Below are 14,556 nucleotides of genomic sequence, written 5' to 3' on the forward strand. Positions count from 1 at the left end.
CATATGATAGGCAATGCGCATATCGACCCGGTTTGGTTATGGGCCTGGCAGGAAGGCTTTCAGGAAGTGAAGGCTTCGTTTCGCTCCGCGCTGGATCGGATGAAGGAATACGAATTTTTTGTATTTACTTGCAGCTCGGCGGCGATGTACGAATGGGTGGAACGCAATGAGCCCGTCATGTTCGAGGAAATTCGGCAGCGGGTCGCCGAAGGACGATGGGTCATCGTTGGCGGATGGTGGATACAACCGGACTGCAATATTCCCGGCGGCGAATCGTTTGTGCGGCAGGGCTTGCTGGGCCAGCGATATTTTATGGAGAAGTTCGGCAAAACGGCCAGCGTCGGATACAATGTCGACAGTTTCGGGCACGCCGGCATGCTGCCGCAAATTTTGCGAAAAAGCGGCTTGGACGCTTATGTGTTCATGAGGCCGATGCCGCATGAGAAGTCGTTGCCCGGTCCCCTGTTCTGGTGGGAATCGGACGACGGCTCTCGCGTTATGGCATTCCGGATTATTCATAAATACGAAAGCTGGGGAAAAGAGCTTGAGCAGGGAGTTGCGCGAACGGCGGAGCAACTGATCGGGCCTCTTAGCGACCTGATGATGTTTTACGGTGTCGGCAATCACGGGGGAGGCCCTACGATCGCCAATATCGAAAGCATTGCGGAGATGAATGAACGGACGGATTTGCCTGAGCTTGCGTTCAGCTCGCCGGACCGTTTCTTCGAAACGATCAGGGAAAGAGGCGATGTTTTGCCGGTTGTGCATGATGATCTGCAGCATCACGCGGTAGGCTGTTACGCGGCCCATTCCGGCATCAAAATGTGGAATCGGCGGGCGGAAAATCGGCTGTCGGCAGCAGAACTGTTCGCCGTCGTTGCCGAGAAGGAGACGGGGCTGCCGTATCCGGAAGATTACAGGCGCGCTTGGAAAAACGTGCTGTTCAACCAGTTTCACGATATATTGGCCGGAACGAGCATACGCGAGGCCTACGATGACGCCAGCGACGAATTCGGAGAAGCGCTGGCGATCGCGGGCCGCGGCCTAAACGGCGCGTTGCAGTCGTTGTCGTGGAATATCGGAATTGACAAAGAAGAAGGCATGAAGCCCGTCGTCGTGTTCAACGGCCATTCGTGGTCGGCAACGATGCCCGTCAAGCTGGAGCTTGGGGCGATGGGAAGCAATCCGCTTGTGTTGGATGAAAGCGGGCGAATCATCGAGGTGCAGGTCGGACAGGCCAGTTCGACAACCGCCGACCCGAACGGCCGTTTTAGCTATGTCTTTGTCGATGACCTGCCTGCCATGGGATACCGGGTGTACAGGGTGTACGCAGATCCCGCCAACGCGAAACCGGCAGCGGCAGCCCGTCCGGGAGGCATGTTGCTTGCGGAGCCGCATGCTCTGGAGAACGGGAAGTTCCGCCTGGCATTCGATCCGGAGACGGGCTGGATCAGCTCTTTATACGACAAGAAGCTGCAATCGGAGCTATTCGCGGGAGCGGCAGCGCGGCCCGCGGTTCTGGAGGATTTCTCCGACACATGGAGTCACGGCGTTTTCCGATACGATAAGGAGGTCGGCCAATTTAAAGCGGCGGATATTAGAGTGCTCGAAGCCGGCCCGGTAAAAGCGACGATTAGAGTCGTCAGTTTGTACGGGCAATCCAAGCTCGTTCAGGACTTTAGCATGTATCGCGATTTGGACCAAATCGAGGTTAAGGTGAAAGTGGACTGGCGGGAGCGGTTCAAGATGCTCAAGCTAATGTTTCCCGTGGCGCTTGCAGGCGTAAAACCGACCTATGAAACGCCATACGGTCATATCGTGCGCGAGTCGAACGGCGATGAAGAGCCGATGCACGGCTGGGTCGATTATTCCGGCTATCTGCTGAAGGACGGACCGGCGTACGGCATCAGCTTGATGAACGACGGCAAACACAGCTGCAGCATGAACAACGAGACGATCGGGCTCACCGTGCTGCGAAGCCCGATCTATGCCCATCACGTTCCGGCACAACCGGATCCGGAGCAGGAATACGAATTTATGGACCAGGGCATACAGCGGTTTGCTTACGCCTTGCTGCCCCACCCCGGCAGCTGGGAACGGGCAGGCACCGTTCAGCGGGCGCTTGAACTCAATCAGCCGCCGCTAACCGTCGTGGAATCGTACCATGACGGGCGGCTTCCCCAGCGAAACTCGTTTATCGACGTCGATCAGTCCACTATCGTGGCATGCGCATTAAAGAAAGCGGAGGATGGCGGCGGTTATATACTAAGATGCCGCGAAACCATTAAGAAGTCGACGGTCGCGCTAATCAAGCTGCCGCACTGGGGACGGGAGATCCGATCCTCTTTTGGACCTTGCGAGATCAAAACCTTTTACATCCCCGCGGACGGCGACCGCCCCGTCGTGGAAACGGATTTGATCGAGAGGCCGCTTGGCGGATAGGCAAAGCCGGAACAAAGGACGTGAGATACGATGAAACTGCTGGCCGGACTCGATATCGGCGGTACCAAATGCGCGGCAAGCATCGGAGCGGCTTCGGACGGGACGATTGAGTTGCTGGACAAAAAACAGTTTCCGACGCCTTCGACGCCGGAGGAAACGATTATACGCCTGGGAGATACGTTAATCGAGCTGCTTGCCTTGCAGGGGTCCGATGCCGTCCCTGCAGGCATAGGCATTAGCTGCGGCGGACCGCTGGACAGCCGGACGGGACTCGTGTTGTCGCCGCCCAACTTGCCCGGCTGGGACACCATCGACGTTGTGTCCCCCGTTCGGGAACGTTTTGGCGTCTCTACGCTGCTGCAAAATGACGCCAACGCATGCGCGCTGGCCGAATGGCAGTGGGGAGCCGGCAAGGGGCTGGACCAGATGATATTTTTGACTTTCGGCACGGGCATGGGAGCGGGACTTGTTCTTAATGGCAAGCTGTATGCCGGGACCAACGACATGGCGGGCGAAATCGGACATATTCGGATGGCCGACGACGGGCCGGGCGGATACGGGAAAACAGGATCGTTCGAAGGCTTCTGCAGCGGCGGAGGCATTGCGCATCTGGCTCAACTGGAGGCGCTAAAGCGGCTGCAGAGGGGAGAACGCCCCCCGCTTTGTCCGACCCTGGAGCAGCTCCCTTTTCTTGACGCCCGAATGGTGGGGAAGGCAGCCGAGCGCGGCGACGAGCTGGCATTGGCCGTCATGCGTCAAACGGGAGAAAAGCTGGGTGCAGGGCTAGCGCTGCTGGTCGACCTGTTAAATCCGCAATGCATCGTAATCGGCAGCATATACGGCAGGCAGCAATCGCTGCTGGAGCCTTATGCCATGGCCAAGCTGAAGAAGGAGGCGCATCCTAGGGCCCTTGCCGCCTGCCGGATTGTGCCTGCCTTCTTCGGAGAGCAGATCGGCGACTATGCAAGTCTTTCGGTAGCCTTGTACGCATCGGCTGACAATAACTGAAAAAATTCGGATGAAAGGCGGGCGGGCCCATGTGCCCGCCTTTCGTCCGTTTAATAGAGGGGAAAAATAAAGTGGAAAAAGTGAGGAATAAGATTACAGGCGTCGGCCAATGATTATCCCCGTTCCAACTGGCCTTTTTGCAGCAAGGACAGCGACTTAGTTGGCAGATGATTATAGACTGCACCATGGACACGGAGCTACATTGTGGAGGACAGCTGATCAAATTTAGTTTAATCATTAAGAATTTATGCGGACGGAGGTGAATGCAATGTTGCGGCGAATCTCGATACGGAACGGCTGGTTGTACGCCATGCTGGTACCCGGGCTGCTGTTTTTCCTTCTGTTCAAATACTTGCCGATGTGGTGGGTTTTGATCGCTTTCCAGAATTACCAGCCCGCGCTGGGATTTGCCGGTAGCGAATGGGTAGGTTTTAGTCATTTTATCCGTTTTTTTAACGAGCCGACGTTTTGGATGTTGTTCCGCAATACGGTTATTTTGGCGGTTTACAACATCGGATTGTTTTTCCCGCTGCCGATCATAATCGCGCTGCTGCTAAACGAATTGAGGCGTCAATGGTTCAAAAAGCTTGTACAGACCTTTATCTATATCCCCCATTTCTTTTCCATCGTTGTCGTTGTCGCCATTTCTTATGTGCTCTTTACGACGGAAGGCGGCTTAGTCAATGAATCCATCGTGAGGATGGGCGGGGAAAAGGTCGCGTTTCTGACGGCGCCGGAATGGTTTCGGCCGATGGTGACGTTGCAGGTGATTTGGAAGGAGACCGGCTTTGGCACCATCATCTTTTTGGCGGCTCTGGCGGGTGTCGATCCTCAATTGTACGAAGCCTCTAAAATCGACGGGGCAAATCGCTGGCACCAGCTCTGGCACATTACGGTACCGGCAATTAAAAGCACGATTATCATTTTGCTGATTTTGAGACTGGGCAATTTTCTCGACACCGGCTTTGAGCAGATGCTGCTGATGATAAACGCGCTTAATCGCGACGTCGGCGAAGTGTTCGACACTTATGTCTATACCAACGGCATTATTCAGGGGCAATTCAGCTATTCCACGACGGTAGGATTGTTTAAGTCGGTTGTAGGATTGCTGCTGGTTGTCGGGGCGAACTATATGGCGCGCAAGCTGGGCGAGGAAGGGGTGTATTAACAACCATGCTGCGACGAACATCCGTATCGGGTCTTATTTTCGATATTGGCAATTATTTGTTTCTGGCGGCCATGGCGCTTGTGACGCTCCTGCCGTTCGTTCATATTGCAGCCGGATCGTTTGCGACGGCGGAGGAGGTGCTTGGCAGCAAATTTCTGCTTTTTCCGAAAACGTTTTCTTTGGAAGCGTACCGTTTCATTTTCTCCGAGCCTACATTGTTGCGAAGCATAGGCGCCACTGCCTGGATTACGATCGCTGGAACGGCTATTAATATGGCGATGACGGCTTTGATGGCGTATCCCTTGTCCAGAAACATTAAAGGGAAACGGCCCATCATGGCGCTTATCGTGTTCACTCTATTGTTCAGCGGAGGTATGATTCCAAGCTTTTTCGTTGTAAAGGGATTGGGACTGCTGAACATGTATTGGGCGCTATGGCTGCCAGTAGCCATCAATCCGTTTTATTTAATCATCTTGATCAATTTTTTCCGCCAGCTGCCGATCGATTACGAAGAATCGGCCAAAATGGACGGAGGCAGCGATCCCTATATATTGTGGAAAATCATTATACCGTTGTCTTTGCCTGCCATGGCCACTTTTTCGCTGTTTTATGCGGTGACGCATTGGAATACGTTTTTTAACGCCATTATTTATATTAACGATTCGGCAAAGTGGCCTATCCAGGTACTGCTGAGACAGATCGTTATCATGTCGTCCGGGGGCATTGGCGACGTCAGCTACAGCACCGAAGCGCAATACGTGGTGCCGCCGCAAACGATCAAGATGGCTGTTATTGTAGTAGCGACCTTACCCATTATTGCGGTATATCCGTTTCTGCAAAAGTATTTTGCGCAAGGCATGCTGCTAGGCTCCGTGAAGGGGTAAGGTCGATATCCGGCACGGGGATTTCATCGACCCGGATTTATGTATACAATAAAATGAGGAAGGCGGGTTATATATATGAAAAAGAGGTCGGGGTTTGTTCGAGCAAATTGGTTTGTCGTATGGCTAGTGGCGTTAGCCATGGTCGCGGGGTGCGCCGGCGGAAACAACGGTCAATCGGGAGGAAACGAGACGGATAAACCAACATCCTCGGTCAAGCCGAGCGCATCCGAGGGAGAAGGAGCTCCCGGCGAACCGCTGCGCATCAGCGTCATTGCAACTTATTATACGCCGCAGCCGCCGGATACGACGAATTCGGCCTGGGTCAAGCTGCAGGAATTGACCAATACGAAGTTGGACATGACCTGGGTGCCGCGTTCCGCTTATGACGACAAGATCAGCATATCGCTGGCTTCCAACGATTTGCCGCAGGCGATGCTGGCGCTAAATTATACGGCGGCTCCGCTGGTGAATGCCATTAAGTCAGGCGCTTTTTGGGAGATCGGTCCGTACTTGTCCGAATTCCCTAATCTCAGCCAAATGAATGAGATGCAATTCAACTTTACGAAGGTCGAGGGCAAAACGTACGGATTGTACCGTCCAAGATCGATTGCCCGCCATGGCGTTACGTTCCGCAGAGACTGGCTGGAGCGGTTAGGCTTGCAAGAGCCTACGAATCCGGAGGAATTGTACGAGGTTCTGCGCGCGTTTACGAAAGACGATCCTGACAACAACGGGCAGGACGATACGTTGGGATTGGGCGAATACAAAGATATAGAAGCGTACTTGCTGCCGCACGTCTCGTCATGGTTCGGAGCGCCGAACAAGTGGAGCGTGGAGAACGGACAATTCCAGGCGGAATTTATGACACCGGAATATTTGGAGGCGCTTAACTATATTAAGAGGCTTTACGAAGAAGGGCTCATCAACCGCGATTTTGTCGTGACGGAGGAGCTGCAGCGGACCACGATGTTTTCGCAAGGGAAAACGGGCGTGCTGCTTGGCAACAATGACGGCGCGGCCACTTTGAAAAACGAAACGCTGAAATACAATGCGGACGCCGTTGTCGATTTGATGGGTAATATTGCGGGACCGAAGGGCGAACGCGTATTTGCGCAGCAAGGTTATACCGGCGTCTATCTGTTCCCGAAATCGTCCGTGAAAACGGAAGAGAATCTGAAGCAAATTCTCGGTTTTTTTGACCGGCTGCTGGAATCGGACGCGATCAACGTGATGGCTTGGGGAGTGGAAGACGAACATTATCGCATCGTGGACGGCCAAGCCGAGCAATTGATCAAGCAAGAGGAGAAGTCGCTGCTTACCGACGGGCTGAACGAGCTGAGCATCGACGACAAATCCTTGCGTCTGGTAGCCAAAGGAGCAGACGAATTGCTGCTCAAGGGGGAGAAGCGCATACAGGACAATGCCGCCATCGCCGTTCCGAATCCTGCGCTGGGACTGGAATCGGCGACATGGACGCAAAGTAAAGGCGAATTGGACAAAATCATCAATGACGCCAAAATCAAATTCATTACAGGCCAGCTGGACGAAGCCGGATGGGAGTCGGCAATCGCTGCCTGGCTGAAGGCCGGCGGACAGAAAGTATTGGCGGAATTCGCCGATAGCTTGGCTAAATCGCAGTAGAAAACCAGTGGCCGGGAGTTGGATAACTCCCGGTCCAATCCGGCAAATGCGGAGGTGAGAAGGGATGGCAAAGTTTCGGGTCGGTTACTTTCGGAAACTGTTTTTATTTTGTTTTTGCATCGGGGTCGTGCCGGTTGTCGCGCTCGGATGCTTTGCCTATTTCAAGACATCCGAGCAATTGCTGGAGAAGGCTGAGAGCCGCAATGCGGATATGGTGGAACAAACGTTGCTGCGCATAGAGCAGCGACTCAAGACGGTAGACAATACGCAGACCCAATTCGTAAATTCGCCGCTTGTCGTCAAAGCGATGGGGCAGCCGCTGGACGCCGGCAATTACTTGCTCTACGAGGAATTGATTCAGTCGCTGCACAGGTTGCAAACGTACGAATTTGGACTAAGCGACGTGTTTCTGATCAACTTCGGGCAGGATTGGATACTGGGCAGCGGCGGGAAAAACGCGTATAAGGAAAGCGCTTATGCGCCTGTTTTCGATTCTTATTCGGATATGACCCGATTCTCTTATTGGGCGAACGAGCAGATGCCTATGCTGAACAACGTCTATCATACGGTGCTTGTCAAAAAGGTGTTGTTCAGCAATTTGCAGCTTATGGGATTGGTCGTGGCGTTATTGCCGTCCGAGGAGCTTAGCCGAATGATTCCGGTGACGGACGAATACGGCGAGATGTTCGTGCTCGACGAACATTATCGGATCATAGCGGCGGGCAATCGCTCCTGGATCGGCACGGATCAATCCGGCAACGTTTCTCTTGCGAGGCTGCAGTCGTCGCCAGAAGAGGCCGGACAATATAAGGTTGACGCTAACGACGACAAACCTCATGTCATTACCTATCTTAAGTCGGGATATAACGGGTGGATCTATGTTTCCAAAGTGTATATTTCCGAAGTAACCCGAGAGTCCCAGGCGATCGGATGGGTGACGCTGGCTATTTGCTCGGGACTCATCCTGCTCGTATGCCTGCTGGCGCTGCAGGTTTCGCGAAGTTTGTACCGGCCGGTGGACCGCCTGTACGGTTTGGCGCTGCAGTCGGCAACCCCGGGCGGGGGATCGGGCAAAAGGGACGAGTTTTATTGGATCGAATCGACTTTGCATGGTTTGCTGGGCAATCAGCGTCATATGAGCGGGCAACTAAGGGAATATTTCACCCACAAAATGCTGCAGGGCGCGGTCGGCACGGAAGAGATGTCAAAGCGAATGAGTCGGCAAGAAATGCCCGATTGGCGCTGGATGCGCGTCATTTGCCTGGAAATCGATACGTTAGAGGGCTCGAGGTACAATGAACAGGACAAAGATTTGCTTATGTTCGCCATCAACAATATCGCCGGGGAAATTATTCCGGCCGCTTCGCGACTGTCGCCCGTCCTGACGGGCGCGATGCAGGTGACGGTTGTAGGCGGAGGTATGCTGCCGGAAGAAGAAAACAAGCGGCTGACGAGCGAGCTGGCGCACGCCTTGCAACAAGCGGTGGAAACGTATTTGCAGCTGAAGACCAATCTGGGAGTCAGCTACGCCGTCGAGGAGCCGCTGTCACTTCCCGAAGCCTACCGGGAGGCAAAAGAAGCGATGTCGTACGGCATCAGGCTGGGACGGATGTCGGTCATCTTTCTGGAGGACGTCTACCAAGAGCTTGCGGTGTCGCCAACAGCGTTCCCTCAACATATCGCTTCGGCGCTGCTGGAGCAGATCAGGCTTTTGGACGCCGGGCAAGCGGTGACGCTGCTGAACGAGTTTTTGGTTTTTGTCGCAGGAAAGCCGATCAGCCATCAGGAACTGCAGCTTTATTTGATGCGGCTGCAAGGGGAGATGCTGCGCCTGCACCAGGACAGCGGCGGAACGATGCAGGAGCTGCTGACGGATGATAAAAGGATGTTGCCGGAGCTGCTTGCGCTAAAAACAACGGAGGAAATCGGCCATTGGTTCGCGGATGAGATGATTAAGCCGATCGTCGCGGCAATGGAGCGGCGCAGAAATAAACAAGCGGCCTCCATTTCCGAACAAGTGCTGGACATTATCCACCGGGAGATCGAAACGCCGTTGACGCTGGAGGCATTAGGTTCCCGGTTGAACTATCATCCCGAATATATCGGGCGCGTCTTCCGCAAGGAAACGGGCACGGCGTTTGGCGATTACGTGGCGAGACAGCGCCTGCAATTGGCCAAACGATACTTGAACGAAACGACGATGACCGTAACGAGCATCTCCGAAAAACTGTTGTACAACAAACCGCAAAATTTCATTCGCTATTTCCGCAAAATGGAGGGCATCACTCCCGGCCAATACCGGGATCGCCATCAAGGCGGGAGCAACGAAACGAAGGGGGAGGGCGAAGAAGAGACATGAAATTCAATCGCAAGAAAATGCGGGACGTCGAGACGGGCAGAGCGTACACCGTATTCGCTCAGCGAGGCTTTGATACCGGCTTGATGTATTTTACATCCATGTCGTGGTTGTCTGACAATCGCCATCTCGTGTTATGCGCAAGGATTAATGGAAACCGGCAATGCAGTTACGTCAAGATGGACACCGCGACAGGGCAAGCCGAAACGATCGCGGACAATCGTTCATGGGCCGGCGGCGTCGTATCGGCCGACGACAAGCTGTATGTCGTTCGCGACCGTCTCGTGGAGGTTTATGATTTGGTAACCGGAGAGAGCCGGACCGTATGCGAATTGCCGCAAGGCTGCGCCTTCCATGGGCCGCCATCCATTACGGCCGACAACCGTACGCTGGGACTGTATTGGTTCGACGGAGCGGACTGGGTAATCGGCATCTGCGAGCTTGAAACGGGGCAAGTGGAACCTGCGGCCACGCCGCGTTTTTCCGCGCCCTATCCTGTGGCCAACCATGCCATGATCAATCCGCGCAATCCGAATTTGGTGTTTTACGCGCATGAAGGCAAGACGGAGCATATTCCCGATCGCATGTGGGCGGTGGACAGGACGACCGGACAATCTCGCAATTTGTATCGGCATCGTACAGTAGGGGACGGCGGCGAGCTTGGCGAATATATCGGCCACGAGATGTGGGCGCCCCAAGGCAACGAGCTGTATTACGTCAAATACGTGCATAGTCCGCTCAAGCCTACCGGCGTGTTTGCCGTGAACGTGCGGGACGGGGAGTCGAGGCATCTGAACGGGGATTATTCGTATTGGCATGCCGCCCCCAGCCCCGACGGAAGATGGGTCGTCGCGGATACGTTCCAGCATCCCAGTCGAATCGTCTGTATTTGCACGACAACGGGGCACTCGGAATTGCTTTGCACCGTGCGGAGATGGAACGATCATCCCGGACATCCGCATCCGTCCTTCAGTCCGGACAGCCGCCGCATCGGCTTTACTTTGGCAGGGGCGAACAAACGGCTTCAAGTGGGCGTTATGACGTTATTTTAGAGAGAGGGAGGAACAGGCGTGAACAGAATGGAAGAACAGCGAGGCAAGGCCCGACCGACGGTGCATATGATCGGCAATGCGCATCTTGATCCGGTATGGCTGTGGCAATGGCAAGAAGGGTTTGCGGAAACCAAAGCGACGTTTCGCTCTGCGCTTGACCGGATGAAAGAGTTTCCGGAGTTTATTTTCACTTGCGCGGGCGCCGCTTCCTATAAGTGGATCGAAGACAATGATCCCGCCATGTTCGCGGAAATTACCAATCGGGTCGCGGAGGGCAGATGGGTCATCGCAGGCGGATGGTGGGTCCAGCCGGACTGCAACCTTCCCTCCGGCGAATCGTTCGCCAGACATTCCTTGTACGGACAAAGGTATTTCCTGGAGAAATTCGGGAAGGCGGCGAAGGTTGGCTATAATGTCGATTCGTTCGGCCATCATGCAATGATGCCGCAACTGTTGAAGTTAAGCGGCATGGAGCATTACGTTTTTATGCGGCCCGACAAGCGGGAGAAGGAGCTTCCGGCGGATTTGTTTCTGTGGGAAGGGGCGGATGGCAGCCGCGTTACCGCGTATCGCATTCCGGGCGGCTACAACACCCATCAGTCGCAGCCTGCAAGTCCCAAAATCGCGGAGGCGCTGGAGCAAGCCGGCCATACGGGAACAGACGCGATGTGCTTTTACGGCGTGGGCAATCATGGCGGAGGGCCGACGATTGCCAATATTCACGAAATCAGAGCTATGCAGCACGAGCATGGCAAGGATGCCATCACGTTCAGCTCGCCCGACGCTTTTTTTGACAAGGCGTTGCCTGGTCGGCATGAGCTGCCGGTCGTGACGGGCGACATGCAACATCACGCCAGCGGCTGTTATTCGGCGCATTCCGAAACAAAGTTGCTTAATCGCAAGGCGGAGCAGCGCCTGCTCACGGCAGAGAAACTTTCCGTCGCGGCGCATTGTTTGTTAGGTCATCGTTACGAGACGGATTTCTTGCGTCAAGCCTGGGAAACGATTATGTTCAACCAGTTTCACGATATTATGGGCGGCTGCTGTATCAGGGAGGCTTATGAGGATGCCCGCGAAGGTTACGGTCACGCCTTGTATCTCGGTGGGGTGGTGCAGAACGGAGCGCTGCAGCGTATCTCCTGGGCCGTGGATACGATGCGCGAAGGCATCGGCTATTTGGACAAAAATCAGGAGAGAACCTTGTGGGAGCAGCATGATCTAGGCGTGCCGGTCGTCGTGTTTAACCCGCATTCGTGGTCAGTGACCGCACCCGTCGTTGTGACCCAGCAGATGAAAGGGGCAACCGACGAGTCGGGGAAGGCGCTGTCCATTCAGCATGTACGCGCGTCGCGTACCAACGGCGGCGACAAGTACGATACTTTGTTCATGGCTGAAGTACCGGCCTATGGCTATCGTTTGTACTGGATTTACCGGAACAAAAGCCATGAGGCTGCGACGGTCGATCAGGTAGCCGCAACGGAGACTTCGTTGGAGAACGAGCTTGTGCATCTGGCATTCGACAAGCGAAGCGGGGGGATTTCCAGGTTGCTCGACAAGCGGTCCGGCGTGGACTTGATAAACGGCATCGGCGGGCATCCGATCGTGATCGACGAAAGCGAATGCGATACATGGGGACACAATATGTTGAGCTTCCGCAAGGAGACGGGCCGTTTTGGCGAAGCGAGGCTGTCAGTCGCGGAGTCCGGTCCGCTGCGCGCGACGCTTCGGACGACGAGCGTATACGGTCAATCGACGATGCGTCAGGATTTTACCATCTATGCGGGAAGTCCGGTCGTTCATGTGAAGGTGAAGCTGGATTGGCGCGAGAAGCATAACATGCTGAAGTTGGCTTTTCCGCTGGCGCTTGAGCAGCCTGCGGCCACGTATGAGATCCCTTACGGTTATTTGGAGCGTCCAGTCAACGGGGAAGAAGAGCCGGCACAGCGGTGGGTCGACGTATCGGGTTTGACGGAGCAGGGAAAGCGCGCGGGTTTGGCGTTGCTGAACGACGGCAAATACGCCTTCGACGTGCTGGATAGCGAATTGAGAATGACGGCGGCGCGAGGAGCGATATACGCCGATCATTACGGAGAGAGGGACGAATGGTGCGAGTATATGGATCAAGGCGTGCAGGAGTTCCGTTATGCGCTTGTTCCGCATGAGGGCGACTGGCGCGCGGCCGGCGTCGTTCGCGAGGCGGCTGTACTCAATCAACCGCTGCTGCATGTAGTGGAGACGTACCATAAGGGAAGCTTGCCACCCGTTCTGGAAGGCGTTCGGGTGTCGGTATCCAATGTGGCGGTGGAGGCTGTTAAATTGGGGGAGGACGAAGACGGCTACATGGTTCGTTGCCGGGAGACGGACGGGAGGGCTGCGGAAGCGACGATCGAATGCCATTGGCTGAACCGGACGTGGACCGCGAAATTCGGATGCAGCGAAATCAAGACGTTTAAACTGCCGTTCGATCTGGAGCTAGAAGTGTCGGAAGTCAATTTGCTGGAATTGCAATAATCTATGCGCTGCAAATTTATCTTTACAAGCGGGTTGTTAGTCTAGTATGATTAAAGCGCATTAACTTAATGATAAAGATAATAATGAAGTTAAAAACAATACGCACGAAGCCGGCCAGACCGATGAAACGGGGGTATAACCATGTGCGCATCTCAAGATCGTTTTATAGACAACCGTTTGCTGCTGCAGACTAATGTGGATGACATGAATCCCGAATTTTGTCCCTATGTGATCGATAAGCTGCTGGCAGCTGGCGCGAGCGACGCTTATTGGATCCCTGTTATTATGAAGAAAGGCCGGCCCGGGCTGATGCTTAATGTCATGTGCGGCCCTCAAGCGGTGGACGCCGTGGAGGAAGTGATCTTTACAGAGACCACGACGCTTGGCATTCGCCATGTGCCGGCCCGGACGCATTGCTTGGGCAAAGAGTTGAAAACAGTGCGCACGCGCTTTGGGGAACTAAGGGTCAAGGCGGGTTATTATAAGGGGCGCTTGGTTCAGTTTTCTCCGGAATATGCGGATTGCGAGGCGGCGGCAGCCGCTTATAAAGTACCGTTGAAGACGGTTTTTGACGAAGCGAGGATCTGCTTTGCGTTGCAGGAGGGGCAGCTGCCGAATTGAGGGGGAAGACGGATGCAAGGCATCGTTTCGCCCAATAAACTTAATGAATAAGTAATAAAACGGAGAGAAGGAGAGACCATGAGTACGGTTAAGGCGGTAATATTTGATTTCGACGGTACCATTTCCACGCTGCGCGCCGGCTGGGAGGAAGTCATGATTCCATTTATGCAAGAAAGCATCGCGGGCGGCCGCGCTTTGACGGAGGCGGAGGAAGCGCGGCTGAGGGCAGAGGTGGAGAGCTACGTAGATCAGTCGACCGGCATTCAGACCGTGTTTCAGATGCAGTGGCTGGCGGAGACGGTTCGGCGTTACGGCTGGAACAACGAGGTTATGGATCAGTGGCAGTACAAGGCCGAATACAATCGGCTTCTGATGGAGAAAGTGGAACGGCGCTTGCAGCTTCTCGAGAGCGGCGAGCTGGAGAGAGAAAATTTCTTGATCAAAGGATCGGAGCAATTGCTGGATCGGCTGCGCCAGGCGGATATTGCGCTTTACGTAGCCAGCGGAACGGATCACCCCGATGTAGAGCGCGAAGCGAAGGCACTTGGCGTTTATCGTTACTTTGCCGGGATACATGGCGCGCCGCTTCGCCAGGCGGAATGTCCGAAGGAGAAGATCATCTCGGATTTGCTCGGCTCCGGCGCGACGGCTGCGGAACAAATGGCGGTTATCGGAGACGGCAAAGTGGAGATTACGCTGGCCAAGGCCAGCGGTGCGGCGGCGTACGGGCTGGCAAGCGACGAGTTGCGGCGTGAAGGCATCAATCCGGTTAAAGAGGCCAGGTTGCTGGCTGCCGGGGCGGACTGGATTGCCGGGGATTTCCTGAACTTGGAGGAATGGCTCGGCAGGCTTGGCTTGATCGATTTGTGAGAG

At 54.7% G+C, this 14,556-nt stretch carries 10 protein-coding genes; all 10 read left to right on the plus strand.

What is annotated here, in order from left to right:
• The first annotated feature begins 3 nt into the window (after window positions 1-3).
• The 10 genes from H7F31_RS17290 to H7F31_RS17335 all read left to right on the plus strand — a co-directional run bounded on the left by H7F31_RS17290 (window position 4) and on the right by H7F31_RS17335 (window position 14,553).
• A complete protein-coding gene (locus tag H7F31_RS17290; protein ID WP_187099784.1) occupies window positions 4-2,442 on the plus strand; it encodes an alpha-mannosidase in 2,439 nt (812 codons plus the stop codon).
• Between the two features lie 30 nt (window positions 2,443-2,472).
• Window positions 2,473-3,450, plus strand: a complete 978-nt coding sequence (locus tag H7F31_RS17295) for an ROK family protein (protein ID WP_187099785.1) — start codon at window positions 2,473-2,475, stop codon at window positions 3,448-3,450.
• Window positions 3,451-3,697: 247 nt separating this feature from the next.
• A complete protein-coding gene (locus tag H7F31_RS17300) occupies window positions 3,698-4,618 on the plus strand; it encodes an ABC transporter permease (protein WP_261800027.1) in 921 nt (306 codons plus the stop codon).
• A gap of 5 nt (window positions 4,619-4,623) precedes the next feature.
• Window positions 4,624-5,502, plus strand: a complete 879-nt coding sequence (locus H7F31_RS17305; protein WP_187099786.1) for a carbohydrate ABC transporter permease — start codon at window positions 4,624-4,626, stop codon at window positions 5,500-5,502.
• Between the two features lie 75 nt (window positions 5,503-5,577).
• Window positions 5,578-7,143 (plus strand): extracellular solute-binding protein, encoded by a 1,566-nt coding sequence (locus H7F31_RS17310; protein WP_187099787.1) that lies wholly within the window; start codon window positions 5,578-5,580, stop codon window positions 7,141-7,143.
• Between the two features lie 64 nt (window positions 7,144-7,207).
• A complete protein-coding gene (locus tag H7F31_RS17315) occupies window positions 7,208-9,502 on the plus strand; it encodes a helix-turn-helix domain-containing protein (RefSeq protein WP_187099788.1) in 2,295 nt (764 codons plus the stop codon).
• Entirely contained in the window at window positions 9,499-10,551 is a 1,053-nt protein-coding gene (locus tag H7F31_RS17320) for a hypothetical protein (RefSeq protein WP_187099789.1), read from the plus strand. Before H7F31_RS17315 ends, H7F31_RS17320 begins: the two co-directional genes overlap by 4 nt.
• A 27-nt stretch (window positions 10,552-10,578) precedes the next feature.
• The gene (locus H7F31_RS17325; protein WP_261800528.1) at window positions 10,579-13,062 is read left to right on the plus strand and encodes an alpha-mannosidase; all 2,484 of its coding nucleotides are present in this window, start codon (window positions 10,579-10,581) and stop codon (window positions 13,060-13,062) included.
• Between the two features lie 141 nt (window positions 13,063-13,203).
• Window positions 13,204-13,683 carry a nickel pincer cofactor biosynthesis protein LarC2 gene (gene larC, locus H7F31_RS17330; RefSeq protein ID WP_187099791.1) on the plus strand — a complete coding sequence of 160 codons (480 nt, stop codon included), beginning with the start codon at window positions 13,204-13,206 and terminating at the stop codon, window positions 13,681-13,683.
• A gap of 78 nt (window positions 13,684-13,761) precedes the next feature.
• Window positions 13,762-14,553: an HAD family hydrolase gene (locus H7F31_RS17335; RefSeq protein ID WP_187099792.1), complete on the plus strand. Its 792-nt coding sequence runs from the start codon at window positions 13,762-13,764 to the stop codon at window positions 14,551-14,553.
• Window positions 14,554-14,556: the final 3 nt, after the last annotated feature.

This window comes from Paenibacillus sp. PAMC21692, from assembly GCF_014303795.1.
Taxonomy (GTDB): Bacteria; Bacillota; Bacilli; order Paenibacillales; family Paenibacillaceae; genus Pristimantibacillus; species Pristimantibacillus agaridevorans.

Coding starts and splice junctions, on each gene's coding strand:
- H7F31_RS17290 (WP_187099784.1), top strand. CDS start 4: ATGATAGGCAATGCGCATATCGACCCGGTTTGGTTATGGGCCTGGCAG.
- H7F31_RS17295 (WP_187099785.1), top strand. CDS start 2,473: ATGAAACTGCTGGCCGGACTCGATATCGGCGGTACCAAATGCGCGGCA.
- H7F31_RS17300 (WP_261800027.1), top strand. CDS start 3,698: ATGCGGACGGAGGTGAATGCAATGTTGCGGCGAATCTCGATACGGAAC.
- H7F31_RS17305 (WP_187099786.1), top strand. CDS start 4,624: ATGCTGCGACGAACATCCGTATCGGGTCTTATTTTCGATATTGGCAAT.
- H7F31_RS17310 (WP_187099787.1), top strand. CDS start 5,578: ATGAAAAAGAGGTCGGGGTTTGTTCGAGCAAATTGGTTTGTCGTATGG.
- H7F31_RS17315 (WP_187099788.1), top strand. CDS start 7,208: ATGGCAAAGTTTCGGGTCGGTTACTTTCGGAAACTGTTTTTATTTTGT.
- H7F31_RS17320 (WP_187099789.1), top strand. CDS start 9,499: ATGAAATTCAATCGCAAGAAAATGCGGGACGTCGAGACGGGCAGAGCG.
- H7F31_RS17325 (WP_261800528.1), top strand. CDS start 10,579: ATGGAAGAACAGCGAGGCAAGGCCCGACCGACGGTGCATATGATCGGC.
- larC (WP_187099791.1), top strand. CDS start 13,204: ATGTGCGCATCTCAAGATCGTTTTATAGACAACCGTTTGCTGCTGCAG.
- H7F31_RS17335 (WP_187099792.1), top strand. CDS start 13,762: ATGAGTACGGTTAAGGCGGTAATATTTGATTTCGACGGTACCATTTCC.